The 24,149-nt window shown below is 62.0% G+C and carries 20 protein-coding genes and 1 tRNA gene; 18 read left to right on the top strand and 3 right to left on the bottom strand.

What is annotated here, in order from left to right; all coding sequences use genetic code 11:
• Nucleotides 1–165 precede the first annotated feature (165 nt).
• Nucleotides 166–675: a peroxiredoxin gene (locus FKL89_RS19695; protein WP_156864409.1), complete on the bottom strand. Its 510-nt coding sequence runs from the start codon at nucleotides 673–675 to the stop codon at nucleotides 166–168.
• Nucleotides 676–805: 130 nt separating this feature from the next.
• On the opposite strand from FKL89_RS19695, the gene FKL89_RS19690 reads away from it, so the two are divergent.
• From FKL89_RS19690 to FKL89_RS19610, 17 genes are all read left to right on the top strand, one after another.
• On the top strand, nucleotides 806–1,594 hold the full coding sequence (locus FKL89_RS19690; RefSeq protein WP_156864408.1) for an inositol monophosphatase family protein: 789 nt from the start codon (nucleotides 806–808) through the stop codon (nucleotides 1,592–1,594).
• A 49-nt stretch (nucleotides 1,595–1,643) separates the two neighbouring features.
• A complete protein-coding gene (locus FKL89_RS19685; protein WP_162527602.1) occupies nucleotides 1,644–2,405 on the top strand; it encodes an ABC transporter permease in 762 nt (253 codons plus the stop codon).
• Entirely contained in the window at nucleotides 2,402–3,559 is a 1,158-nt protein-coding gene (locus FKL89_RS19680; protein ID WP_156864406.1) for an ABC transporter ATP-binding protein, read from the top strand. The genes FKL89_RS19685 and FKL89_RS19680 overlap by 4 nt, the downstream gene beginning before the upstream one ends.
• Nucleotides 3,560–3,871: 312 nt before the next feature.
• Nucleotides 3,872–4,255, top strand: coding sequence for an ATP synthase subunit I (locus tag FKL89_RS19675; protein WP_162527601.1), 384 nt, complete (start codon nucleotides 3,872–3,874; stop codon nucleotides 4,253–4,255).
• 65 nt (nucleotides 4,256–4,320) lie between these two features.
• On the top strand, nucleotides 4,321–5,142 hold the full coding sequence (atpB, locus tag FKL89_RS19670) for a F0F1 ATP synthase subunit A (RefSeq protein WP_156864404.1): 822 nt from the start codon (nucleotides 4,321–4,323) through the stop codon (nucleotides 5,140–5,142).
• An 86-nt stretch (nucleotides 5,143–5,228) separates the two neighbouring features.
• Nucleotides 5,229–5,501, top strand: a complete 273-nt coding sequence (atpE, locus tag FKL89_RS19665; RefSeq protein ID WP_156864806.1) for a F0F1 ATP synthase subunit C — start codon at nucleotides 5,229–5,231, stop codon at nucleotides 5,499–5,501.
• 36 nt (nucleotides 5,502–5,537) lie between these two features.
• The gene (locus FKL89_RS19660; protein WP_156864403.1) at nucleotides 5,538–6,008 is read left to right on the top strand and encodes a F0F1 ATP synthase subunit B; all 471 of its coding nucleotides are present in this window, start codon (nucleotides 5,538–5,540) and stop codon (nucleotides 6,006–6,008) included.
• Between the two features lie 2 nt (nucleotides 6,009–6,010).
• Nucleotides 6,011–6,547, top strand: a complete 537-nt coding sequence (locus tag FKL89_RS19655; protein WP_156864402.1) for a F0F1 ATP synthase subunit delta — start codon at nucleotides 6,011–6,013, stop codon at nucleotides 6,545–6,547.
• Between the two features lie 36 nt (nucleotides 6,548–6,583).
• Nucleotides 6,584–8,125 (top strand): F0F1 ATP synthase subunit alpha, encoded by a 1,542-nt coding sequence (gene atpA, locus FKL89_RS19650; RefSeq protein WP_156864401.1) that lies wholly within the window; start codon nucleotides 6,584–6,586, stop codon nucleotides 8,123–8,125.
• 34 nt (nucleotides 8,126–8,159) lie between these two features.
• Complete coding sequence (gene atpG / locus FKL89_RS19645; RefSeq protein WP_156864400.1) at nucleotides 8,160–9,038, top strand: F0F1 ATP synthase subunit gamma; 879 nt, start codon at nucleotides 8,160–8,162, stop codon at nucleotides 9,036–9,038.
• Nucleotides 9,039–9,083: 45 nt separating this feature from the next.
• On the top strand, nucleotides 9,084–10,493 hold the full coding sequence (atpD, locus tag FKL89_RS19640) for a F0F1 ATP synthase subunit beta (RefSeq protein ID WP_156864399.1): 1,410 nt from the start codon (nucleotides 9,084–9,086) through the stop codon (nucleotides 10,491–10,493).
• A gap of 9 nt (nucleotides 10,494–10,502) precedes the next feature.
• On the top strand, nucleotides 10,503–10,916 hold the full coding sequence (locus tag FKL89_RS19635) for a F0F1 ATP synthase subunit epsilon (protein ID WP_156864398.1): 414 nt from the start codon (nucleotides 10,503–10,505) through the stop codon (nucleotides 10,914–10,916).
• A 135-nt stretch (nucleotides 10,917–11,051) separates the two neighbouring features.
• Complete coding sequence (gene glpD / locus FKL89_RS19630) at nucleotides 11,052–12,611, top strand: glycerol-3-phosphate dehydrogenase (protein WP_162527600.1); 1,560 nt, start codon at nucleotides 11,052–11,054, stop codon at nucleotides 12,609–12,611.
• Entirely contained in the window at nucleotides 12,608–13,435 is an 828-nt protein-coding gene (locus FKL89_RS19625) for a Cof-type HAD-IIB family hydrolase (RefSeq protein WP_156864396.1), read from the top strand. The genes glpD and FKL89_RS19625 overlap by 4 nt, the downstream gene beginning before the upstream one ends.
• The gene (locus tag FKL89_RS19620) at nucleotides 13,432–13,953 is read left to right on the top strand and encodes a DUF1499 domain-containing protein (RefSeq protein ID WP_162527599.1); all 522 of its coding nucleotides are present in this window, start codon (nucleotides 13,432–13,434) and stop codon (nucleotides 13,951–13,953) included. Before FKL89_RS19625 ends, FKL89_RS19620 begins: the two co-directional genes overlap by 4 nt.
• Nucleotides 13,954–14,115: 162 nt before the next feature.
• Nucleotides 14,116–19,353: a beta strand repeat-containing protein gene (locus FKL89_RS19615; protein ID WP_162527598.1), complete on the top strand. Its 5,238-nt coding sequence runs from the start codon at nucleotides 14,116–14,118 to the stop codon at nucleotides 19,351–19,353.
• Between the two features lie 140 nt (nucleotides 19,354–19,493).
• Nucleotides 19,494–19,570 (top strand) — tRNA-Met (locus FKL89_RS19610).
• Between the two features lie 29 nt (nucleotides 19,571–19,599).
• On the opposite strand, the gene FKL89_RS19605 is transcribed toward FKL89_RS19610, so the two are convergent.
• The gene (locus FKL89_RS19605; RefSeq protein ID WP_156864393.1) at nucleotides 19,600–21,195 is read right to left on the bottom strand and encodes a M81 family metallopeptidase; all 1,596 of its coding nucleotides are present in this window, start codon (nucleotides 21,193–21,195) and stop codon (nucleotides 19,600–19,602) included.
• 161 nt (nucleotides 21,196–21,356) lie between these two features.
• On the opposite strand from FKL89_RS19605, the gene FKL89_RS19600 reads away from it, so the two are divergent.
• Nucleotides 21,357–22,922 carry an ABC transporter substrate-binding protein gene (locus tag FKL89_RS19600; protein WP_156864392.1) on the top strand — a complete coding sequence of 522 codons (1,566 nt, stop codon included), beginning with the start codon at nucleotides 21,357–21,359 and terminating at the stop codon, nucleotides 22,920–22,922.
• 3 nt (nucleotides 22,923–22,925) lie between these two features.
• On the opposite strand, the gene FKL89_RS19595 is transcribed toward FKL89_RS19600, so the two are convergent.
• Complete coding sequence (locus tag FKL89_RS19595) at nucleotides 22,926–23,846, bottom strand: histidine phosphatase family protein (protein WP_156864391.1); 921 nt, start codon at nucleotides 23,844–23,846, stop codon at nucleotides 22,926–22,928.
• Nucleotides 23,847–24,149: the final 303 nt, after the last annotated feature.

Raw genomic sequence — 24,149 nt, 5'->3', positions numbered from 1 at the left:
ACTGGGTAGATCAATCATCACTTGAAGAATTGTTAGGCACTCGGATGTTCGTGAATTGCAAAGGATGTAACGAACCAAAAGCCTAGATTAAAGCCTTGTCCAGAACTAAATATGAAAAAAGCCCGGGACGCTGGCGCGTGCCGGGCCTTGCGGGTGACTCGTGGCCTAGCCGAGCTGCGCCAGCATGTTCTCCGCAAAGGAGCAGTTGGCTGGGCCGACGCCTTCGACGTTGACCTGCTTCACAACACCATTTTCGACCAGCAGCGAGAAGCGCTGGCAGCGCACACCCATGCCCTTGGCGGTAAGGTCGAGTTCGAGGCCGAGTGCCTTGGTGAAGGCGGCGGAGCCGTCGCCCAGCATGCGGATCTTGTCGCCGACGTTCTGCGAGCGGCCCCAGGCGCCCATCACGAAACCGTCGTTAACCGCCATGCAGACGATGGCGTCGACGCCTTTCGCTTTCAACGCGTCAAAATTCTTCAGGTAGCCCGGCACATGCGAGCCCGAGCAGGTGGGCGTGAACGCGCCCGGCAGGCCGAAGATGACCACTTTCTTGCCGGCGCAGAGGGCCGCAATGTCCACCGGCTGCGGCGGCATCGGGCAGTTCTTGCCGTCGTCGTAGCCGATCGATTCAACCAGAGTGCCGGCGGGGAGCGAGTCACCAATCTTGATGGTCATGAGTATTCCTTTCAGGAAATGACGAAAGACGAAGGACGAGTGACGATCAGTGAGAAATGACTTGCGTCATTCGTCATTGGTCAATCGTCATGGCGCGCTGCGCCCCAAATCAACGAAAATCATAGTCGATATGAATGACCTTTCCGAGTTCAAGGCCTTTGCCGAACGCCTTGCCGAGCTGGCGCGGCCCATTGCCCGGCACTACTTCCGTTCCGACGCCGCCACCCTGGGCACGATCGACAAGCCGGACGCCACACCGGTGACACTGGCCGACATGGCCATTGAACAGCGGCTGCGCGACGAGATTGCGGCTGTCTACCCGGCGCACGGCATCCTCGGCGAGGAGCACGACAGCGTCAACCTCGGCGCTGAATGGGTATGGGTGATCGACCCAATCGACGGCACCAAGGCCTTTACTTGCGGCAAACCGCAGTTTGGCTCATTGATCGCGCTCACGCACTGCGGCGTGCCGGTGGTGGGCGTGATCGATCAGCCAATCACGCAGGAACGCTGGGCTGGTGTCAAGGGCACGGGGTCGTGGTTCAACGGGCAGCCTGTGCGCGCGAACGCGCAGGTGAAACCGCTCGCCGAGACTATCGTGCTGGTGACGACGCCAGACCAGTTCACCGGCGCCGGTGCTGCCGCGTTCGAGCGGCTGAAGCGGGCCTGCAAGGGCGTTTACTACGGCGGCGATTGCTACAACTACGCGCTGATTGCCTCGGGGCACGTTGATCTTGTGGTCGAGATGGGTTTGAAGACGGTGGACTTCGCCGCGCTCATCAACCCGATCGAAGAGGCCGGCGGCGTCTGCCTCGACTGGTCTGGCCAGCCGCTGACGCTGGCGAGCGACGGCACCATCGTCGCTGCAGCGAATCGGGCGTTGGCAGATGAAGTGCTGCGGGTGCTGGAGACAGCGTGATGCCGGTTCATTTTCGTCATTCGTCATTGGTCATTCGTCCTTGACGCAGATGAACCCCCTCTTCCGCGCCCTCGTTGAACGCGAGCTGAAGAATCGCTTTCTTGGCGGCGTGCTGTCGCCGGTGTGGTGGCTGGCGCAGCCGCTGTTGACGCTGGGCGTCTATGCGCTGGTGTTCGGGCTGTTCATGCGCTCGCCGGTGCCGGCAAAGTACGGCGACAGTTTTGTTGCCTACCTCGCCGTCGGGCTGTGGCCCTGGCTGGCGTTTGCCGAGAGCGTTACCCGCAGTGCCACTGCGCTGATTTCGCAGTCTGCGCTGATTACCAAGACGGCGTTGCCGCGGGCGTGGGTGCCGCTGTCGGTGGTGCTGGTGACCTTCGCGCTGAACTGGCTGGCGCTGACGGTGATTGTGCTGCTGTTTAAGCTGCTCGGCTTTTCGGTGCACCTCAGCGGCATTTTGTTCTCGCTGCCCACTTGGTTCGCGCTTGGTCTCACGGCGATCGGTCTGGCGTGGGTCGTCTCGACGGCGCAGGTTCTGGTGCGTGACGTCGAAGGCATGCTGGGGCCGCTGTTCATGCTGCTGTCGTTCGTCTGCGGCATCCAGTACGGACTGGATTCGATCCCGGCGGCATGGCGCGACGCGGTGCTCGCCAATCCGTTCACGCATGCGATTGCGCGCCTGCATGACACCTACCTCGCGGGCGCAGGCCCTGCATTGGCGGACGCGTGGTTGCTGGCGGGCGCTGCGCTCGTCGCGCTGCTGGGTTACGCCTTCTTCCGCCGCGTGGCGCCGCATGTGGATGACTACCTATGAGTGAAGTCCTGCTCGGCATCCATCACGTTGGCAAGGTCTACCCGCGCATCGGGCGTCACGGGGCTGGCGTGGCCGCACTGGCGCGGCTGCTGCTGGCGCGGCCGGCGACGGACGGCTTCGTCGCGCTTGCCGACATCGATTTCACGGTGCGTCGCGGCGAATCGCTGGCGCTGGTGGGCGAAAACGGCGCCGGCAAATCAACGCTGCTGAAGATCATCGCCGGCGTGTTGCAACCGACGACCGGTCGCGCTGACCGCGTGGGCTCTGTGGGCGCACTGCTCGAGCTCGGCGCCGGCTTTCATCCCGAATACACCGGCCGCGAAAATCTCAAACTCGCCGCTGCGCTGCAGGGGCTGACCGGCGCGGCGTTCGACGCCCGACTCGACGAGATCATCGCCTTCGCTGACATCGGCGAGCACATCGACGCGCCGATCAAGACCTATTCGAGCGGTATGGTGGTGCGGCTGGGCTTCGCGCTGGTGACGGCGCTGAAGCCCGACCTGCTGATCACCGACGAAGTGCTCGCGGTCGGTGATGAGTCCTTCCAGAACAAATGCATTGCGTGGATGGAGCGTTACCTCGCGGACGGCGGCACGCTGCTGCTGGTCTCGCATTCGCTGTATCACGTCAAAAAACTGACACAGCGCGCAGTGTGGCTCGACCACGGCCGCCTGCGCATGATCGGCGCCAGCCACGAGGTGGCGATCGCTTATCAGGCGTTTCACGAGGCAAAGCAGGCCGACGCCAAGACTGACGCGGCGGCAGTGGATTCCGCTGCGCTGGGGCAATACGCGGTGACTGATCTCTCCATCGAACGCTGCGATGCGGACGGCCTCAGCCTGCATGGCAGCCTCAAAAGCCGCGACGGTCGGCGGCCACATGTGGCGCTGGGCGTGGTGCGCATTGACGGCACGCCGGTCTACGGTACCACCAGTGAAATCGACGGCGCGGTGCTGAACGAAACCGCTGCAGGCAACTTTGAGTTTGCGCTCACTTTCTCCGATTGGCGCTTGCTGCCGGGCGCGTACCGTCTGCGCGCTCACGCGCTCGACCCGGAAGGCATGCGCGTCTACGACACCGTGGAACGCGACTTCACGGTCGCCGGCGACTCGCGCGAGCTCGGGTTGGTCCGCCTGCCGCATCACTGGAACTGAGCAGCTTTTTTGCTGTAACCCCCATTCGCTGTGGGCGTAGCGCCTAAAAAGCTAATTATCGACTTATGATTGTTTCTGGCTACGCGCCCAGATTAAATGGGCGTTTCGCCAGAAAGATGTTGCCTGTGCTGTGCCGCTTGACGGTCAATAATGACCGTTTGTGCGTTGCACAAAAGTCTTCTAACTGACTATAATTGTGGGCTTTGTTCGATTGGCGTCAGGCAACTGCCGCTGGCAACAGGAAACTACAGGAAGCGGTCGTCGCAGCGTTGTCGCGGCGGCCTTCATGGAACCCCCGTATCGTCCAGCCGCATGTTGAACGACATCAGTCTGCAAAACCCGACCATCACCCGGATGCTGTATCTGCAGCTCGGGATCACGGTCGGATTCGCTGTGATCGCAGGATTCATCTCGGGGGAGCATGGAGCCGTCTCCGCCACACTGGGCGGGCTGACTAACGTCTTCGCCTCGCTGATCTTTGTGTTCGTGGCCAACTTTGGTTTACGCCACTCGAACGGTGCCGGGCTCTGGCCTCTGCTTCGGGCGGAACTCGTAAAGCTTGTGTTTATTGCCATTCAGCTCGGTGTAATTCTCAAGTTCTACGATGCGCTGGTTGTGCCAGCAATGTTCGCGACATTTTTGGTGACTTTGCTGGCGTGGCGGGCAACTCTGCTCACCGGTGCCGGCAAACAATAAGAAACAAGACGTCCGGCTTCGGCCTTACTTCAACCTGCTCAATACTGACCTGACTGCACCCTGCCATGTCTGAAGCCAGCTCCGCGGTTCTCACGCCGACCGAATACATCCAGCACCACCTGACCAACCTGCAGGGGACGTTTGGTGGCAATCAGATCAACCTTGACTCGGTCATCATGGGCTGGGGGCTCGGCGCCATCGTGTTTGGTCTGCTGTTTGTGCTTTCGCGCGGTGTCAAACAGGATGGCGTTCCGGGCAAAGCGCAAGCTTTCTTCGAGCTGCTGTACGACTTCGTCGACGGTCAGGTGAAAGACATGTTCCACGGCAACCGCCGCTGGATCGTTGCCGTCGCTTTCACGGTGTTCGTCTGGATTCTGGTGATGAACTCGGTCAAGTTCCTGCCGGTGGACGCCATTGCCTGGTTCACCGAGCACGTGCTGCACCTGCATAACTGGAAGCCTGTGCCGACTGCTGACCTCAACACCACGCTCGCCATCTCGCTCTCCGTCATCCTGCTGGTGATGGTCGAGAGCGTCAAGGCCAAGGGCCTCGGTGGCTATATCCATGAGCTGACGATGACGCCGTTCCATGGTGGCAACATCATCGCCAAGATCGTGCTGTTCCCGATCAACTTCCTGTTCCAGATGATTGAGCTGCTGTCGAAGCCGCTGTCGCTCGCGCTGCGTCTGTTCGGCAACATGTACGCCGGCGAAGTGATCTTCCTGCTCATCTCGCTGCTCGCCGCGGCCGGTATCGGCGGCGTGATCGGCGGCGCCCTGCTGCACGCGGGCTGGGCCATCTTCCACATTCTTGTTGTGCCCCTGCAGGCGTTCATCTTCATGATGCTGACGGGTGTGTATCTGGCAATGGCGCACGAACACCACTAAGGTATCGTCAGCGCCGCACTAACGGTTTTCACTTAGCTACTTACTACTACTTACTGAAAGGAAACAAAATGGAAGTCATCCAAAAAATGATGGTGCTGGCCTCGGTTCAGGGCTACACCGCCATCGCCGTCGGCATCATCATCGGCCTCGGCGCGCTCGGCGCCTGTATCGGTGTGGGCGTGATGTGCTCGAAGTTCCTGGAATCGGCCGCCCGCCAGCCGGAACTGATCCCGCAACTGCAAGGCAAAGTGTTCCTGCTGCTCGGCCTGATCGACGCGTCGTTCATTATCGGTGTCGGTATCGCGATGTTCCTCGCGACCAACAACCCGCTGCTGAACGCCGTTCTCAACGTCAAGTAATCACGGCCACTCAAACTTTTTGAACGGAGTCGCCGCATGAATCTCGGCATGACACTCCTGCTGCAAGGCATCGGCTTTTTCATCTTTCTGTTTGTCGTCTACAAGTTTGTGCTGCCGCCACTGGCAGACGCTGTAGAAGGCCGCCGCCGCCAGATCGCTGATGGTCTGGCCGAAGCCGAGAAAGGCAAAGCCTCGCTCGCCATTGCGCAGAAAGAAGTCGACAAGCTCATCGCGGAGGCCAAGGCCAAGGCGGCTGACATCGTCGCGCAGGCTGAAAAGCAGCGCAACGTGACGATCGAAGCGTCGAAAGCCGACGCCAAGGCCGCCGGCGAGCGTGAAAAGCAGATGGCTGCAGACGAAATCGCGCAGCTGTCGGTCAAGGCCAAAGAAGAGCTGCGCGACCGCGTGGCTGATCTCGCGGTGGCGGGTGCGCAGCGCATCCTCAAGCGCGAAATCAATCCGCAGGTCCACTCCGATCTGCTGGCGCAACTCAAGGCTGAGCTGTAACCATGGCTGAACTCGCGACCATCGCCCGCCCGTACGCCGAGGCCGCGTTCGCGCTCGCCCGCGACGGCGGCGCGCTGCCGAAGTGGGCCGAGACGATGAGCCTGCTGGCTGCCGTCGTCGCCGACCCGAAGGTCGCTGGCGCCGTCGACAACCCGAAGCTCTCGTCCACGCAAAAGCAGTCGCTATTCACCACGGTGCTCGGCGACAAGCTCGATGCCGGCACCACGCAGTTCGTCAAAGTGCTGCTTGAGGCTGATCGCGTCAAACTGCTGCCGCAGATCAACGAGCACTTCCAGGCGCTGAAACGCGACAACGACAACGTGGCCCGCGCCACCATCGTGTCGGCCTTTCCGCTGACCGATCAGCAGCGCGATGAGCTCAAGGGCGCACTCGCCAAGCGTTACGGTCGCCAGATCGAGACGGTCGAAGAAGTTGACGCCAGCCTGCTCGGTGGCGCCCGCATCCTCGTCGGCGATCAGGTGATTGATCGCAGCGTCGTCGGCCAACTCAACAAGATGTCACGCCAGATCAAGGCGTAACCACCAAAAGAACAGACCTCCGTGCTGGAGTAAGCAATGAATTTGAATCCTTCTGAAATCAGCGAACTGATTAAGGCCAAGATCGCGAACCTCGATGTTGGCAGCGAAGTGCGGACCCAGGGCACGGTGGTCTCGGTGACCGACGGTATCTGCCGCGTGCATGGTCTTGCCGACGTGATGCAGGGCGAAATGCTCGAATTCCCAGGCAACACCTTCGGCCTCGCGCTGAACCTCGAGCGTGACTCGGTTGGCGCCGTGGTGCTGGGTGCCTACGAGCACATCACCGAAGGCGACGTCGTCAAGTCGACGGGTCGCATTCTGTCGGTGCCGGTCGGTCGCGAACTGATCGGTCGCGTGGTCAACGCGCTCGGCGAGCCGGTCGACGGCAAGGGCCCCATCAATGCGAAAGAAACCGACGTGATCGAAAAGGTCGCGCCGGGCGTGATCGCACGTAAATCGGTGTCGCAGCCGGTGCAAACGGGCCTCAAGTCGATCGACTCGATGGTGCCGGTCGGCCGCGGTCAGCGCGAACTGATCATTGGGGACCGTCAGACCGGCAAGACCGCCGTCGCAATCGACGCCATCATCAACCAGAAGGGCAAGGACCTGATCTGCGTTTACGTCGCGATCGGTCAAAAGGCCTCCACCATCGTCAACGTGGTGCGCAAGCTCGAAGAAGCTGGCGCCATGGCCTACACGATCGTGGTCGCTGCCTCGGCGTCGGACTCTCCCGCGATGCAGTACCTGTCGGCTTACGCCGGCTGCACGATGGGCGAATACTTCCGTGATCGTGGTGAAGATTCGCTGATCGTCTATGACGATCTGTCGAAACAGGCCGTGGCCTATCGTCAGATCTCGCTGCTGTTGCGCCGTCCGCCGGGCCGCGAAGCGTTCCCGGGCGACGTGTTCTATCTGCACAGCCGCCTGCTCGAGCGCGCCGCTCGCGTAAATGAAGATTACGTCGAGAAGTTCACCAAGGGCGCCGTCAAGGGCAAGACCGGCTCGCTGACCGCGCTGCCGGTCATCGAAACGCAAGCCGGCGACGTGTCGGCATTCGTTCCGACCAACGTGATCTCGATTACCGACGGCCAGATTTTCCTTGAGACCGATCTGTTCAACGCCGGTATCCGTCCCGCGATCAACGCCGGCATTTCGGTGTCTCGCGTCGGCGGTGCTGCTCAAACCAAGATCATCAAGAAGCTTGGCGGTGGCGTGCGCCTCGCGCTCGCGCAATACCGCGAACTCGCGGCCTTCGCACAGTTCGCATCCGACCTCGACGAAGCGACCCGCAAGCAGCTGGAGCGCGGCCGTCTGGTGACCGAACTCATGAAGCAGGCGCAATACGCCCCGCTGTCGGTATCGGAAATGGCGTTCACGCTGTTCGGCGTCAACAATGGCTACTTCGACGACGTGCCTGTTGCCAAGGCACTGGCTGCCGAGAAGGCGCTGCACAAGTACATGGCGACCAAGTACGCCGACCTGACCAAGCGCATCGAAGACACCAAGGATCTCTCGAAAGACGACGAAGCCGCGCTGCATGCTGCGGTGAAAGACTTCAAAGCCAACGGTTCCTACTAATCCTCCCGCCAAGTAAAAACAGCGAAAGCAAAAAATGGCTGGCTCAAAAGAGATTAGAACCAAGATCAAGAGCGTGCAAAACACGCGCAAGATCACCAAGGCGATGGAAATGGTCGCCGCATCCAAGATGCGCAAGGCGCAGGAGCGGATGCGTGCGGCTCGTCCGTACGCCGACAAGGTGCGCAACATCGCGGCGCACATGTCCGAGGCCAATCCCGAGTACCGTCATCCGTTCCTGATCAAGCGCAGCGGCAGCAGCAAGGCCGGCATGATCGTGGTGACGACCGACAAGGGCTTGTGCGGCGGTCTCAACACCAACATCCTTCGCGCGGTGGTCGCCAAGCTCAAGGAACTGGAAGCGGCCGGCAACAAGGTGCAAGTCACGGCGATCGGCAACAAGGGCTTCGGTTTCATGAACCGCATGGGTGCCACGCTGGTGTCGCACGTGATCGGTCTGGGTGACACGCCGCATCTCGAAAAGCTGATCGGCGCCGTCAAGGTGCAGCTCGACGCCTACGAAAAGGGTGAAGTGGATTCGGTGTATCTGGCATACACCCGGTTCATCAACACCATGAAGCAGGAAGCCGTGGTGCAGCAACTGCTGCCGCTTACGTCCGACAAGCTCGAGCAGAGCGCCGAAGAGAAGCGCGCCTACAGCTGGGACTACATCTACGAACCGGATGCGCAAACCGTCGTTGACGAATTGCTGGTCCGCTACGTGGAAGCCCTCGTGTATCAGGCCGTTGCCGAGAACATGGCGTCCGAGCAGTCGGCGCGCATGGTGGCGATGAAAGCCGCGTCGGACAATGCCAAAAATGTGATCGCCGAGCTGCAGCTTAGCTACAACAAGGCACGCCAGGCCGCCATTACCAAAGAACTCTCCGAGATCGTCAGCGGCGCAGCCGCGGTCTGATGAGCCGGAACCAAAGAACTAGCGATTGAAAAACAGGACAAGACGATGAGCACGAATCAAGGCAGTATCGTTCAGTGCATCGGCGCGGTGGTGGACATCGAATTCCCCCGCAGCGCGATGCCCAAGGTATATGACGCGCTGACGCTGGACGCCTCGGCCACCCACTCGGGTGTCGAAGCCGGTCTGACGTTCGAAGTGCAGCAGCAGCTGGGCGACGGCGTGGTGCGCACCATTGCGCTCGGCTCGTCGGACGGCCTGCGCCGCGGCATGGCCGTGAACAACACCGGCGCCGCGATCTCGGTGCCGGTTGGCAAGGCCACGCTGGGCCGCATCATGGACGTGCTCGGTCGCCCGATCGATGACGCCGGTGCCATCCCGACCGAAGAGCGTCGCGCGATCCATCAAAAAGCACCGCTGATGGAAGACCTGAAGCCGACCACCGAGTTACTCGAAACGGGCATCAAGGTGATCGACCTCGTGTGCCCGTTCGCCAAGGGCGGCAAGATCGGCCTGTTCGGCGGCGCCGGCGTGGGCAAGACCGTGACCATGATGGAGCTCATCAACAACATCGCGAAGCAATACGGTGGTTACTCCGTGTTCGCCGGTGTGGGTGAGCGTACGCGTGAGGGCAACGACTTCTACCACGAGATGGAAGAGTCGAAGGTGCTTGACAAGGTCGCGATGGTGTTCGGTCAGATGAACGAACCCCCGGGCAACCGTCTGCGCGTCGCGCTGACTGGCCTCACGATGGCCGAGAAATTCCGCGACGAAGGCCTCGACATCCTGTTCTTCGTCGACAACATCTACCGCTACACGCTGGCCGGTACCGAAGTGTCCGCACTGCTCGGCCGTATGCCTTCAGCCGTGGGCTACCAGCCGACGCTGGCCGAAGAAATGGGCCGCCTGCAGGAGCGCATCACGTCGACCAAGACTGGCTCGATCACCTCGATCCAGGCCGTGTACGTGCCTGCCGACGACTTGACCGATCCGTCGCCTGCGACCACCTTCCAGCACTTGGACGCCACTGTCGTGCTGTCGCGTGACATCGCCGCGCTGGGCATCTTCCCGGCTGTGGATCCGCTCGACTCGACGTCGCGCCAGATCGATCCGCTCGTGATCGGTGAACAGCACTACAGCTGCACGCGTTCCGTCCAGGCCACGCTGCAACGCTACAAGGAGCTCCGCGACATCATCGCGATTCTGGGCATGGACGAGCTGGCTCCCGAAGACAAGCTGGCCGTTGCGCGCGCGCGCAAGATCCAGCGCTTCCTGTCGCAGCCGTTCCACGTCGCCGAAGTGTTCACCGGTTCACCAGGCAAGTACGTGTCGCTCAAGGACACGATCCGCGGCTTCAACATGATCGTGAATGGCGAATGTGACCACCTGCCGGAGCAGGCGTTCTACATGGTCGGCACCATCGAAGAAGCGTTCGAAAAAGCGAAAACTCTTAACTAAGAGAAGCTGATGTCAACCATCCACGTAGACGTCGTCAGCGCGGAAGCCTCGATTTTCTCGGGCGAGGCGAAGTTCGTCGCGCTGCCAGGCGAATCGGGCGAGCTGGGCATCCTGCCCAAGCACACGCCGCTGATCACGCGCATCAAGCCGGGTGCTGTGCGCATCGAGAAAGCCGACGGTAGCGAAGAGTTCGTCTTCGTCGCCGGCGGCATCCTCGAAGTGCAGCCGAACGTGGTGACGGTACTCGCCGACACCGCGATCCGCGGCCACGACCTTGACGAAGCGAAGGCCAACGAAGCCAAGCAACGCGCCGAAGAGTCCTTGCGCAACAAGGATGCGGCGATTGACTACGCTGCCGCGCAGGCCGAACTGGCTTCCGCCGTGGCACAACTCGCGGCCATCCGCAAGCTGCGCCGAAAGTAAGCGAACGCTACGGTCGAAAAGAGGCGACTGCGGTCGCCTTTTTCTTTGGCGATTCTGGCGACTACCTGTGCTTGCGGTTGTGGAATGACGGCACGCTTGCAGCGTAGGGCCGCCAGCGTTCGCTACCATTGCGGTATGCAGTCGGCACCTTACTCGCAGCAAGCCCCCGTTGATCTCCTCGTCATCGGCGGTGGCATCAACGGCGCCGGCATTGCGCGCGATGCGATTGGGCGCGGCCTTTCGGTCCTCCTCGTTGAGAAGGACGACCTAGCTGCGCACACCTCGCAGTGGTCGTCGAAACTCATCCATGGTGGCCTGCGCTATCTGGAGAACTACGAATTCCGACTCGTTGGCGAAGCGCTGGCCGAGCGCGAGGTGCTGCTGCGCGTCGCCCCGCATCTGATCCGCCCCCTGCAATTCGTACTGCCACACGAGCCGCATCTGCGGCCGAAGTGGATGCTCCGCGCCGGCCTGTTTCTCTACGACCGGCTGGGTGGCTGGAGCGGCCAGAAGCAGACGCTGCCGAAGTCATTCGCTGCGAATCTCCGGAAAACCGCTGAGTCAAACTGGGGCGCCGGCCTCAAGGCGAAATTCACCGACGGCTTTGTCTACTCCGACGCACAGGTCAACGACGCTCGCCTCGTCGTTGAGAACGCGAAAGACGCCAGGGCACGTGGCGCTGATGTTCGGGTCGGTGTGCGCTTCGTAGGCGCGCAGCGTGTGCCGGCGCCAGAAGGCGCGAATGCACGTTCGATCTGGCAGGCAACCATCGAGGACGTGGCCACTGGCGCATGTGAGACAGTTCACGCCCGCGCGATCGTCAACGCCTCCGGTCCCTGGGTCAAGGCGTTGCTGTCGAGCATCGACACGCCGACGACCAGGGAAACGGTCAAACACGTCAAGGGCTCGCACATCATCGTGCCTCGCGTGCACGAATCGCCGCACGCCTACATTCTGCAGAACAGTGACGGCCGCATCGTCTTCGTCATCCCGTACTTTGAACGCTTTTCGCTGATCGGCACTACCGACGTGCCCGTCGCTGAATACGAAACGCCCGCGATCACTGACGACGAAACACAGTATCTGCTCGATCTCGCCAACACTTACCTCGCCAAATCGCTCACGCGGGACGACATCGTTGCGACCTACGCCGGTGTGCGACCGCTCTACGACGACGGCGACGACAACCCGTCCGCGATCACTCGCGACTACACGCTGAAGCTCGACGCCCAAGCGGATTCACAGGGCGCCGGTGCACCGGGTGCGCCGCTGCTAAACATCTACGGTGGCAAGATCACCACCTATCGCAAACTCGCTGAACACGCGCTGGAAAAGCTGCTGCCATTCTTTCCCAATGCCAGCCGCGCATCGTGGACGCATGCGCCGCTGCAAGCCGGCGCAACGCCCGACGCGTTGGCGGATGTCGCTCAAGCATTGCAATCCAGAGGACTCACTGCGGCGTACGCCAATCGCCTGATGCATCGTTATGGCCTCGCCGCAGAATCTGTGATCGCCCAAGGTACCGGCGAGATATTTGACGACACATTCAGCGAAGCCGAAATTCCGCATCTGCGTGACCATGAGTGGTCACGTTCTGTCGATTCCATGTTGCAGCGGCGCACCAAGACAAATCTGCTGGCGAGCGCCGAGAGCTTGCCACGCATCCATGCGGCCATCGCGACCGCGTTGAAATGACGTCGACGCCACGCCTGCAACCGCTCGCGACGCTGGACAAACAGGCGCTCGCTCGCGTCGACTATCTGCTGTTCGATGTCGACGAAACCTTCACCACGCACGGCCTGATGCACGCCGAGACCTATGCCACGCTGTTCGCGCTGCGCGATGCGGGAATCACCGCCGTACCGGTGACCGGGCGCCCTTCGGGTTGGGGCAATGTCATGCTGTCCACCTGGCCCATCGAAGCCTGCGTCACCGAGAACGGTGGCGTCATCTCGTGGAAGGATCATGAAAGTGGCCGCGCCATCCAGCGTGTGATTCACGAGGAACATCGCGGCACGGGTTACATCGAAAAATTGCGGCAGTTCGGCGCGCGGATCGCTACGCGGTTCCCGCAGGTGAAGGTGAGCGCTGATCAACCCTATCGCCTCACCGATCTCGCGATCGACTATGCCGAGCAGGTGCCGCGGGCGGCGGACGACATCGTTGGACAGATCGTCACGCTGATGCGCGCAGAGGGCTACCTCACCGCAGTAAGCAGCATCCACATTCACGCCTACTATCCAGCCAACGAAAAGGCCGATGGCGTCTACCCGTTGATGCAGCAGGCGTTTGGGCTCAGCCGTGACGATGTGCACGCGCGCGCGGCGTTTATCGGTGATTCCCCGAACGATGCCTCCCTGTTTGCTGCAGTGCCGCTGTCGGTGGGCGTTGCCAATGTGCAGACGGCGCTGGCGAAAATTCCGGTTGCGCCGGCATGGCTGTGCTCACGAGATTGCGGTGCGGGCTTCGTCGAGTTTGCCAATCACCTGCTCGCGGCCCGCCGCATCGGAGTCCAATGATGATGGTTGTGCTGCGCGTCGCTGCATTGCTGCTGCTTGGGGTGGTCTCGGCTTTCATGCTCTGGATAATGTTTGTCAACCTCGCCGGTCGCGAGAACTCGCGCTGGTTTGGCGGTAGACCGGGCACGCTGGGGGTGCGCGACGGCAAGCTAGCACCGCCCAAAAGCACGCCCAACAGCGTGGTCAGTGAAGGCATTGACCCGGCACATCCCGCGTATGTCGCGCCCATCACCTACAGCGGCGATTCCTCGGTCGCGATGGCACGACTCGGCGGCGTGCTGCAGCGCCTGGGCGGCGTGACCCTGATCCGGGTCGAACCGACTTATCTATACGCCGAGTGCCGAACCAAAACCATGCGCTTTGTTGATGATTTCGAAGCGCGCATCGACCCTGTCGCGCACGTCATTCACGTCCGCTCTGCGTCCCGGCTTGGGCGCAGCGATCTGGGCGTCAACCGCGCCCGCGTTGAGCTGGTGAGACGCGAGTTTGTGGCGGCAGCGGCTGCTGCGGCCAATTGACACAGCGAGCGGGAAATTCAAGACATTGGCATGATGCCCACTGATGTCGTTGTCGCAATGAAACTGCGTCGGCGTTCTCCAGCGTGCGGTGCCAAAATCTCATTCGTAAATAGCCTAGTGCGCGCTGCAGTCGCGGCACGCTCAATTTCTCCGGGGGCCTCCATGAATCGCGTTGTTGAGCGGTGCGGCAGTTTCGTTCGCATCATTGTCAGTGTTTGCTGTGTAGCCGCTACTGCGATGTGTGAAACCGCGTTTGCGGCTGATGCGCCTGGCTTGGCGCTCGCCGGCAGCAAAGGCCAGGTTGAGACCACTGCCAGCATCATGGCACGCGCTGCGGTGACCCCACCCGCCGGACCAAGGCCCGTACTCCGGCTGCAATACCCAGATCGCAGCCAATTGCCGGACAATCCTGCCGCGCCTGCAACCTCGGGGATATCGGGCGGCGATATTCCCAAGGCGTCCGACGTAAGGAAGGCATCGCATACGACCGGCCTCTCGTTCGATGCAGTGACGCTTTCTGATACAGGCAACTTCCCGCCCGACTCAATGGGGACGGTCGGCCCGACGCAGTTCATCGCGGCAACCAATGGTCGCATCCGATCGTTCACCAAGGCAGGCGTTGCCGACAGCGTTCTCGACGTCGATCCGAACGTGTTCTTTGCGTCGGTCATGACGCCGGTCGCGGGCGCCGTGGTTCTCAACTTCACCAGCGACCCACAGATACGCTACGACCGCTTTACGGGGCGGTGGTACATCAGCATCATCGACATCCCGTGCACCAACGCTACCTGTACGACCACGGCGCCCAACCGCTGGCTGCTTGCAGTCAGCAACAATGGCACCATTTCCGGCAGCACGATCTGGTCGTTCTTTCAGTTTCAGGCCGATCCGGATCCCGGCACCAATTTCTGTGACTACCCTTCACTGGGCGTTGATGTCAACGCGCTCTACGTCGGCTGCAATATGTTCAGCAATGCCGGCTCCTTCCAGGGCACGAACGGCTACGTCATTCGCAAGTCATCGATTCTCGGTGCCGGGCCTATCACAGTGACCATGTTTGCGAATATGGTGTCGGGTGGTGCGGGCTCCGGGCCATTTGCACCAAGGGGTGTCGACAATTACGACGCCACAGCCACGGAAGGGTACTTCGTCGGCCCTGACAACGCCACGTTCAGCACCCTGATGTTCCGTCGGATCAGCAATCCCGGATCGGCCACGCCCACCATCTCTGCCAACATCAGCATGACGGTGCCGACCACCACGTTTCCGAACCGTGTAGAACATGCCGGCAATACTGGCGGCGCGAATGGCAATCTCGATAGCCTGGATGACCGCCTGTACGCTGCGATGATTCGCAATGGGCGCTTGTGGACCGCGCACAATTTTCGCGTTAGTGCTGCGGGCGTCGCCAGCACCGCAGCCGCGGCTCGCAACGCTGTCCGCTGGTATGAGGTGCAGAACCTGACCACTACGCCGACCCTCGTTCAGTCCGGGACTGTGTTCGACAACGCTGCCACACGTGCGGCAGCCAGGCAATACTGGATTCCGTCAATTGCGGCTAGCGGACAGGGCCATGCGGTTGTCGGTTTCAGCATGGCGGGCGTTGTGGGGGCCACCCCTGCCTACGCCAGCCGCCTCGCCGGTGACACGCTCGGCACCATGGACGCACCGCCCACCACCGCAGCGACCACTTTTGGCACCACCACGTCCAACTACAACCCGGCTGCGGATCCCGGTGGCGGCTCCGGCCGCCGCTGGGGTGACTACTCCTACACCGTCGTTGATCCGATTGACGACATGACGATCTACACCGTGCAGGAGTACAACCAGGCGTTGAACAGCTACGCAGTCCGCGTTGGCAAGCTGCTTTCACGGCCACCAGCGACGCCGACCTGCTCGGGCAGTCCGATCACTTTCACCGGTCCGACCGGCAATGTTGTCATCAATGCCACATCGACAGCAGGCTCCGGTTTTTACGATCCGGGCGCCAATTTGCCCCCACCCGCATTGCCGTTTAGTCACATCAGTGCAACGGTCACCAACGCGACCGTCAACAGCGTCACCTACAACTCACCGACCCAAGTCACGCTCAACATCACAGCGCTGGCCTCCGGTTTGCAAAATGTCACGATCACCAATCCCGATGGACAAAGCGTGACGGCCAACGGCTGCATTAGCGTTCAAGCCGCTGATCTCGGCATCACCGTCACAGACGGCGTCACGACGGCGACGCCGGGTGGATCTGTCACCTACACCATCACCGCGTCCAACGCTTCGTCGGTCGCAGCCACTGGCGCTACAGTGGCGGATACGTTCCCGGCTGTTCTGACGTGTACCTGGACATGCGTCGGCGCTGGCGGCGGCACCTGCACGGCCAGCGGCGCCGGCAACATCAGCGACACCGTCAATTTGCCAGCGGGTGCCAGCACCACCTATACCGCGGCTTGTGCAATCTCTGCCGCCGCGACTGGCACGTTGAGCAATACCGCGACCGTCACCATTGCCGGCGATCCCAATGCGGCGAACAACAGCGCGACGGATACTGACACGCTGACGCCGCAGGCCGATTTGTCGATCACCAAGACGGACGGCGTGACGACTGCGACGCCAGGCGGCTCGGTCACGTACACCATCACTGCCAGCAACGCCGGCCCGAGCAACGCGCCCGGCGCGACAGTCGCTGATACATTCCCGGCGAGCCTCACCTGCACGTGGACCTGCGTTGGCGCCGGCGGCGGCATTTGCACGGCCAGCGGTTCAGGCAACATCAGCGATACAGTCAATCTGCCGGCGGGTGGTAGCGTGACCCATACGGCGAGCTGCACTATCTCCGCGAGTGCGACCGGGACGCTTAGCAATACCGCGACCGTCGCTGCACCTGGTGGTGTCACCGACCCGACACCGGGAAACAATAGCGCGACTGACAGTGACACCCTCTCGGCAAGCGCTGATTTGGCAATCACGGTGACTGATGGGGTGACGACGGCAACGCCGGGTGGATCAGTGACCTACACCATCACGGCCAGCAACGCCGGCCCCAGCGGAGTCACTGGCGCGACGGTTGCCGATACTTTCCCGGCGAGTCTCACCTGCACCTGGACCTGCGTGGGCGCTGGCGGTGGCACCTGCACCGCCAGCGGCTCCGGCAACATCAGCAACACGGTGAATTTGCCAGCGGGTGGCAGCGTGACTTACACCGCGAGCTGCGCGATCATGGCGAGCGCGATAGGGACGCTGAGCAACACCGCAACAGTGACTGCGCCCGGCGGCGTTACTGACCCAACACCGGGCAACAACTCGGCAACCGATACAGACACGCTCTCTGCCAGCGCTGATCTGGCGATCACGGTGACTGACGGCGTGACAACGGCCACGCCGGGCGGATCGGTGACCTACACCATCACTGCGAGCAACGATGGACCGAGCAACGCACCCGGTGCAACTGTGGCCGACACGTTCCCGGCAAGCCTCACGTGCACGTGGACCTGTGTCGGTGCCGGTGGAGGGACTTGCACTGCAAGTGGCTCCGGCAACATCAGCAACACCGTGAACCTGCCTGTGGGTGGCAGCGTGACTTACACCGCGAGTTGCGCGATCTCGGCGAGCGCGACCGGGACACTGAGCAACACCGCAACAGTGACTGCGCCTGGCGGCGTCACTGACCCAACACCGGGCAACAACTCGGCAACTGACACCGACACGCTCGCTGCGAGCGCCGATCTGGCGATCACCAAAACTGACGGAGTGACAACGGCCACGCCGGGCGGATCGGTGACTTACACCATTACTGCGAGCAATGCCGGACCGAGCAACGCGACTGGTGCAACGGTGGTGGATACGTTCCCGGCCTCGCTCACCTGCTCGTGGACTTGCGTAGGTGCCGGTGGCGGCACCTGTACGCCCAGCGGATCCGGCAACATCAACAGCACTGTTAACCTGCCGGCCGGTGGTAGCGTCACCTACACAGCAAGCTGTGCGATCTCTGCTGCGGCCACAGGCACGCTGAGCAACACGGCAACCGTCGCCGCCCCTGGCGGCGTGACCGACCCCGCTCCCGCCAATAACTCGGCAACCGATACCGATACCTTGTCGGCGAGTGCTGATCTGGCAATCACCATCACCGATGGGGTGACAACCGCAACACCTGGCGGTTCTGTCACGTACACGATCACGGCCAGCAATGCCGGACCGAGCAACGTGACCGGTGCGACAGTCGCCGACACGTTCCCGGCAAGTCTCACCTGTACGTGGACCTGCGTCGGCGCTGGTGGCGGCACCTGTACCGCCAACGGCTCCGGCAACATCAACAACACCGTTAATTTGCCGGTTGGCGCCAGCGCGACATACACGGCAAGTTGTGCAATTTCGGCAGCAGCCACGGGCACGCTGAGCAACACGGCAACCGTCGCCGCGCCGGGTGGTGTGAGCGATCCCGCTCCCGCCAACAACGCTGCAACTGACACAGACGCACTTGCCGGCAGCGCCGATCTCGCGATCACCATGACCGACAGCGTAACTACTGCCGTACCGGGCGGATCGCTGACTTACACGATCACCGCCAGCAACGCCGGACCCAGCAACGCCAGCGGCGCCACCGTGAGTGACACCTTCCCGGCTTCCCTTACCTGCACCTGGACTTGCGTTGGCGCCGGTGGCGGCACCTGCCCTGCATCTGGCAGCGGCAACATTGCCAGCAGCGTCAATGTGCCCGCCGGGGCCAGCGTCACCTTCACCGCCACTTGCGCTGTGTCGGCGACAGCGATCGGCAACATAAGCAATACGGCGACCGTCGCCGCTCCCGCTGGCGTCACGGACCCGACCTCAGGCAACAACTCGGCCACCGACGTCGACACCGTGGTTGGTTCCCAAGTGACGGCCACAAAAACAGCGTCGGGTACTTTTGTGGTGGGCAGCACTGTCACTTACACGATCATCCTGGGCAACGCTGGCCCCGGCCCGCAAGGTGACAACCCTGGCAACGAGTTGACCGATGTCTTGCCAGCGACGCTGGCGCTGATTTCCGCAACTGCCAGCAGCGGTACAGCGGTGGCAAGCGTTCCGACCAATACGGTCACATGGAACGGGTCCATCCCGGCCGGTGGGTCGGTAACGATCACCATCACTGCGACGATCCTGCCCGCCGCGAATGGTGCTTCCGTCTCCAATCAGGCAACGGCTGCGTTCGATGCCGATGGCAATGGCAGCAACGAATCGTCGGCCTTGAGCAACGATCCGCGACAGGTGGGCAGCAACAATCCAACGGTTATCTTCGTTGCCGATACACGTGTGATTCCGGCCTTGTCGCCACTCGCACTCGCGTTGTTGGTGCTTATGCTCGCGACGCTCGCAACCCTGGCTGGCAGGCGCATCCGTTCGCGCATTGCTGGCCATGGCAAATGATTGATTGAGCGAATTGGGGCGCGGGGCCGATATTCCCTGGTGGCCAGCGCCCGGTCACGTTTTGACAAGCAGGCCGAAATTGGCGAAAATACAAGGCTTCGCAAAGCAGGCGCCACAAAAGTGCGCTGCGCTGGTGAAACGGCGCTTTAGCTCAGTCGGTTAGAGCGATGGAATCATAATCCACAGGTCCGGGGTTCGAGTCCCTGAAGCGCCACCAGATTCAAGACGCCGCGACAGCGGCGTTTTTCATTGTCGAGCTGCAAAGACCGCCGGCTCGCCCACCTGCCACCCCCAGTCATCATCCAGCGGGTAGATCGGCCGTGGCACATGCTGATACGGCACATTCTTCAGCACGGGTGTGGTGAGCCCCGGCACGTCAACCTCGACGATCTGCGCATCGGGGAAAAACTCGTCTGCCCAGGCGCGGAAGTGGCCGCGTGACTTGATGATCAGCGATCGCTGCTGGCGGATATCGACGCCGAGCGCTTCCATGAACACCGGGTCTTTCGCCTGTTGCCGGACGCTGACGACGATCACGTCGATACCGCCGACCCGCAACCGGGCGCAAGGACCAAGGCTGATGGCGTGACCAGCTGCAATACCGCGACGGCCGATGAATTCACCGTCGTGCAACTGCGCGACGGTCGCCTCTGCCTCGAAGTGACCCGACAGTGGGTGCGTTTCGTCGCGATTGAACCGCGCATGAAAGCGCGTACCGACGCCCAGCTGATGCGCCTCGGCCGCCAGCGCCGGATCGTAGAAAATCGCCAGCGTGCAACCGGTGACGCCAGCCTCGTGAAACGCCTTGAGGATCCACACGGTATTGGCGCGTCCGCCGCCGCCTGCGTTGTCAGCTACATCGGCAAACAGCAGCGCCGGTGCCGTTGTATCGCGCGCAACCGCAAGTGCCCGTTGCGTCGCATCGGCGAGCGCAGTCAAGCGCGGCACGTAGCGCGCGCGATCTGCCCACGCGCGCGTCGCAACCTCCTTCGCGGTGGCGCGTGCAGCGTCGGCCGTCTGTGCACACACGATCACGCTCATGCCCGCTTTCGGCGTATCGCCCAGTGTGAAGCCAGACAGGACGCTCACGTTACGCAGGTCGTCATTCAATAGTGATTGACCGTAGTGAATGATGTCGCCGTACGGCGTACTCGCGCCCGGCTTGCGCTCGGTGTTCTGGGTGACTGATGGCGGAATGAACGGCAGCTTCACAAACGCGCGATGCCAGCGGCGACCGCTCGCCAGCGACTCACGCAACGCCTGCGCACACTCGGCACCACGCTCGTGCGTGTCGATATGCGGATTGGTCAGGTAGGCCGCAAGATAGTCGGCATGCTGCACCATGGCCGCGGATACGTTGCCGTGCAGATCGAGTGTGGCCAGCACAGGCACAGCATCGCCCACGACGGCGCGCACCGCCGCGAGCATTGCGCCGTCGGGATCGGGCTCGACGGTCGCTATGGCGGCACCATGCAGCGAGAGGAACACCGCATCAAGCGGCCCCTCAGCGAGCGCAGTTTGCAGCGAGGCGACAGTGGAGGCGATGATCGCATCAAACCACGCCTGATCGACCGGGCCACTGGCGCCCACCGCCGCTGCGATCATTGGGACTGGTGTCCACGCGCCAGTCCGCTGCATCTCGTTATGAAAACCGGCCAGACAGCCTGGTGAGCGTGGATGCTCGCTGGCAAGATCGGCCAGCAACGCATTGGGTTCAATCAGTACGTTCTGCGCGAACTCCTCGCGGGTGGCGACCGGGGAATGGGCATTCGACTCGAGCATGAAACTGCCGATGGCGACACGTGGGTTGGCGGTAGGTGGAATTTTTTGCTCGGTGTTCATCTTGAATGCTGTAGCTTCCTATTGCCGTCATCCTCGCGAAGCGGGGATCCAGTGGTCGGTGTTTCCTCATGAGGTGTACCCCGCGTTCCCCGTGACCGGCTGGATTCCCGCCTGCGGCGAGAATGACGTCAAATCGGTTTATTGGTCAGGACTTGTAGATTATGAGTATTCGTTTTGTTGCTGCTGCGCTCGCGTTTCTATCCTGCGTGCTGTCGACGTGGAGCGGCGCACAAACTCTCACGCTGGGCACGAAACTGGAGCTCAATACGCTTGATCCGCACTTCTTTAACGCCTTCCCGACCGGATCGTCGCACTCGACGATCTACGAGGCGCTGGTCAGCAACGATGAAAACCAGAAGCTGCAACCGGCGCTCGCAACCAGCTGGAAGATTGTCAACGACACGACGTGGGAATTCAAACTGCGCAAGGGCGTGAAGTTTCATGACGGCAGTGACTTCACCGCTGACGATGTGATAGCGACCTACGAACGCGTGCCCAACGTGCCGAACTCGCCGAACTCGTTTGCGCAGTTTGTACGTGGCATTGCCAGCATCAGCAAGCAGGGAGATGACACGCTTGTCATCCGTACGAAACAGCCGAACCCTAAGCTCGCGTTCGAGCTGTCGCGGGTGCTGATCGTGCCGGCGAAAATTGCCAGGAGCGCAACGACCGCGGATTTCAATTCGACCAGGGCCGCAATTGGCACCGGACCGTACAAGGTCAGCGAATGGGTGAACGGTGACCGACTCGTGCTCACGCGCAACGACGCCTACTGGGCGGGCAAGCAGCCTTGGGCAAAAGTCACCGAAAAAGTCATTGCCAAGGACCCGACCCGCGTCGCGGCGCTGCTGACCGGCGAGGTCGACGCTATCGACCTGCCCGCGATTGCCGACCTGCCGCGCCTGCGCAACGACAAGCGCTTCACGCTCAGCAAGGGCCCGGCTGGCCTCGTGCACTACATCGCGCTGGATTCGGCGCGCGACGTCTCGCCGAACGTGGCCGCGAAAGACGGCAAGCCGCTCGCGAAAAATCCGTTGAAAGACTCGCGTGTGCGCAAGGCGCTGTCACTCGCGATCAACCGCAACGCCATTACCGAGCGCCTGATGGAAGGCAGTGCCGTGCCGGCCTCGCAGTTGGTGCCCACCACCTATCCCGGGACCAGCCAGAAGCTCAAGCCCGACGCTTTCGATCTGGCCAAAGCGCAGGCGCTATTGAAAGAAGCCGGGTGGAGCGACGGCTTCCGCATCGTGCTGACCGCCACCAACGATCGCTATCCAAACGATGCTGCCATCGCGCAAACGATTGCCCAGATGTGGACCAAACTTGGACTCAAGGCCGAGGTCGAGGCGATCCCGGGCAGCGTGTTCTTCGGTCGCGCCAGCAAGCAGGACTTCAGCGCGTTCGCCGCGCAATACGGGTCCGAGGAGGCCGGATCAGGTATCCGAGCACTGATCATGACGCCGGACCCGGCCATCGGCGCTGGCACCGCCAACCGTACCCGCTACAGCAACAGCAAGGTCGACGCGCTGGCACGCGAGGCGCTGATGCAGATGGACGAGACCAAGCGCAGCGCCTGGCTGGAAAAGGCGATCGAGGTGGCCATCGAGGATCAGGCCTTCATCCCGGTTTTCTACCCGATCTTCGACTACGCTGCGAAGAAAGGCCTGAAGGTCACCCACCGGCCCGAGCGGCGGTTCAATGCGCTGATGGTGAAGCCTGAGAAGTAGCCGTCACCAAGTCCTTGCTGGTTGCTGCGCCTGCAGGGCGCGCGAGCGTAAGGATCCTGCCAGCAGCTTCTCCAGTGTGTTCAGTCGGGAAGGTGCTCCGCTGTCGGCGTAGTTGCCGGCATCCGGGCAGAGATTGATGGCGCGGATCACCCAGTCGTTCGGCCCCACGTCCAGCACATTGATGCAGCCGGGGCTGTGCTCAATGCGGCCGAAATAGTCGTTGCCGGCGCCGAGCGCGTGCGACAGGATGACGTTGTTGACCAGCCCATGCAGCACCAGCAGCGCGCTGTCCCAGTTTGGGTCGGCCTGCAGCTCGCGCAGCTTCGGCAGCACCCGCTCCTGCACTTCGCGCACTGTCTCGCCGTTGCCAAAGCGACCGTCGGGGCCGACCCTGGGCTCGGTCAGCGCGAGGAAGGCACGCGGCAGGTCGGCCGTTGCGATGCCGCTGGTGCCGCCGGATTTCATTTCGCGCCAGGCCTCCACCTTGGCCGGTTCGCCGGCGACGCCTGCGGCAGCGAGCACGCGCGAGGCCGTCTCCTGCGTGCGCGGCAGCGTGCTGGCGTACACACGGTCGAACTTCTTCACACCCAGCGCGGCGAGGTATTTGCCCGCCGCATCGGCCTGTGCACGGCCCTTCTCGCTGAGCACCACCAGATCCGGGTCAGCCACTGGCTTGCCCTGGGCGTCGAAATACACCACATCGCCGTGCCGCAGCAGATAGATGCGGCGTCGTTGCGGCGGCGTCCACGGCGCGGCGGTCACTGCATCGGCGGTTGCGGCCGGGCGCGTCGGCGCCGGTTGCGCGCTGGCGATGCCGACAGCAAGCCCGGCGCTCAGGCCCGTGGCGGCAAAAGCCGCCAGCAAAAACCGGTGGGCCGTGGCGTGGCGCACAGATTGGTTCGATAGCGAAAGAACGGCGTGCATGGGCGCTCCACGACAGACTGAACGCCGCATTGTGGCACCCGCATGGAGCCGATGGCTCCACAAATTTCGGCCGGGCATACGGAGGCAACTATTCAGTAAAACCCGCATTCCATCTGGGCTCAGCAACCGGAAATGCAAAAAGTCGGTTTCCAGCGTTTCTCCCTTCTTTGCCCTGTACCGACGCCATTTCATCAAAAAGCTGCTTGTCTCAACGGCAGCGCAGACAGGCCACTAGAGCCACCTTTCTATCGATTTTTCGTGCAATCTCGCCAAACTTTCAGGCAGAATCAAACAATTGTTTGA

The sequence above is a fragment of the Casimicrobium huifangae genome (genome assembly GCF_009746125.1).
Taxonomy (GTDB): Bacteria; Pseudomonadota; Gammaproteobacteria; order Burkholderiales; family Casimicrobiaceae; genus Casimicrobium; species Casimicrobium huifangae.
The sequence above is the reverse complement of the archived record's forward strand: the minus strand, read 5'-3'. Positions and strand labels throughout refer to the sequence as shown.

Excerpts from the sequence above, each read along its gene's own strand:
- FKL89_RS19695 (WP_156864409.1), bottom strand. The coding sequence starts at position 675 with ATGACCATCAAGATTGGTGACTCGCTCCCCGCCGGCACTCTGGTTGAA.
- FKL89_RS19690 (WP_156864408.1), top strand. The coding sequence starts at position 806 with ATGAATGACCTTTCCGAGTTCAAGGCCTTTGCCGAACGCCTTGCCGAG.
- FKL89_RS19685 (WP_162527602.1), top strand. The coding sequence starts at position 1,644 with ATGAACCCCCTCTTCCGCGCCCTCGTTGAACGCGAGCTGAAGAATCGC.
- FKL89_RS19680 (WP_156864406.1), top strand. The coding sequence starts at position 2,402 with ATGAGTGAAGTCCTGCTCGGCATCCATCACGTTGGCAAGGTCTACCCG.
- FKL89_RS19675 (WP_162527601.1), top strand. The coding sequence starts at position 3,872 with ATGTTGAACGACATCAGTCTGCAAAACCCGACCATCACCCGGATGCTG.
- atpB (WP_156864404.1), top strand. The coding sequence starts at position 4,321 with ATGTCTGAAGCCAGCTCCGCGGTTCTCACGCCGACCGAATACATCCAG.
- atpE (WP_156864806.1), top strand. The coding sequence starts at position 5,229 with ATGATGGTGCTGGCCTCGGTTCAGGGCTACACCGCCATCGCCGTCGGC.
- FKL89_RS19660 (WP_156864403.1), top strand. The coding sequence starts at position 5,538 with ATGAATCTCGGCATGACACTCCTGCTGCAAGGCATCGGCTTTTTCATC.
- FKL89_RS19655 (WP_156864402.1), top strand. The coding sequence starts at position 6,011 with ATGGCTGAACTCGCGACCATCGCCCGCCCGTACGCCGAGGCCGCGTTC.
- atpA (WP_156864401.1), top strand. The coding sequence starts at position 6,584 with ATGAATTTGAATCCTTCTGAAATCAGCGAACTGATTAAGGCCAAGATC.
- atpG (WP_156864400.1), top strand. The coding sequence starts at position 8,160 with ATGGCTGGCTCAAAAGAGATTAGAACCAAGATCAAGAGCGTGCAAAAC.
- atpD (WP_156864399.1), top strand. The coding sequence starts at position 9,084 with ATGAGCACGAATCAAGGCAGTATCGTTCAGTGCATCGGCGCGGTGGTG.
- FKL89_RS19635 (WP_156864398.1), top strand. The coding sequence starts at position 10,503 with ATGTCAACCATCCACGTAGACGTCGTCAGCGCGGAAGCCTCGATTTTC.
- glpD (WP_162527600.1), top strand. The coding sequence starts at position 11,052 with ATGCAGTCGGCACCTTACTCGCAGCAAGCCCCCGTTGATCTCCTCGTC.
- FKL89_RS19625 (WP_156864396.1), top strand. The coding sequence starts at position 12,608 with ATGACGTCGACGCCACGCCTGCAACCGCTCGCGACGCTGGACAAACAG.
- FKL89_RS19620 (WP_162527599.1), top strand. The coding sequence starts at position 13,432 with ATGATGATGGTTGTGCTGCGCGTCGCTGCATTGCTGCTGCTTGGGGTG.
- FKL89_RS19615 (WP_162527598.1), top strand. The coding sequence starts at position 14,116 with ATGAATCGCGTTGTTGAGCGGTGCGGCAGTTTCGTTCGCATCATTGTC.
- FKL89_RS19605 (WP_156864393.1), bottom strand. The coding sequence starts at position 21,195 with ATGAACACCGAGCAAAAAATTCCACCTACCGCCAACCCACGTGTCGCC.
- FKL89_RS19600 (WP_156864392.1), top strand. The coding sequence starts at position 21,357 with ATGAGTATTCGTTTTGTTGCTGCTGCGCTCGCGTTTCTATCCTGCGTG.
- FKL89_RS19595 (WP_156864391.1), bottom strand. The coding sequence starts at position 23,846 with ATGCACGCCGTTCTTTCGCTATCGAACCAATCTGTGCGCCACGCCACG.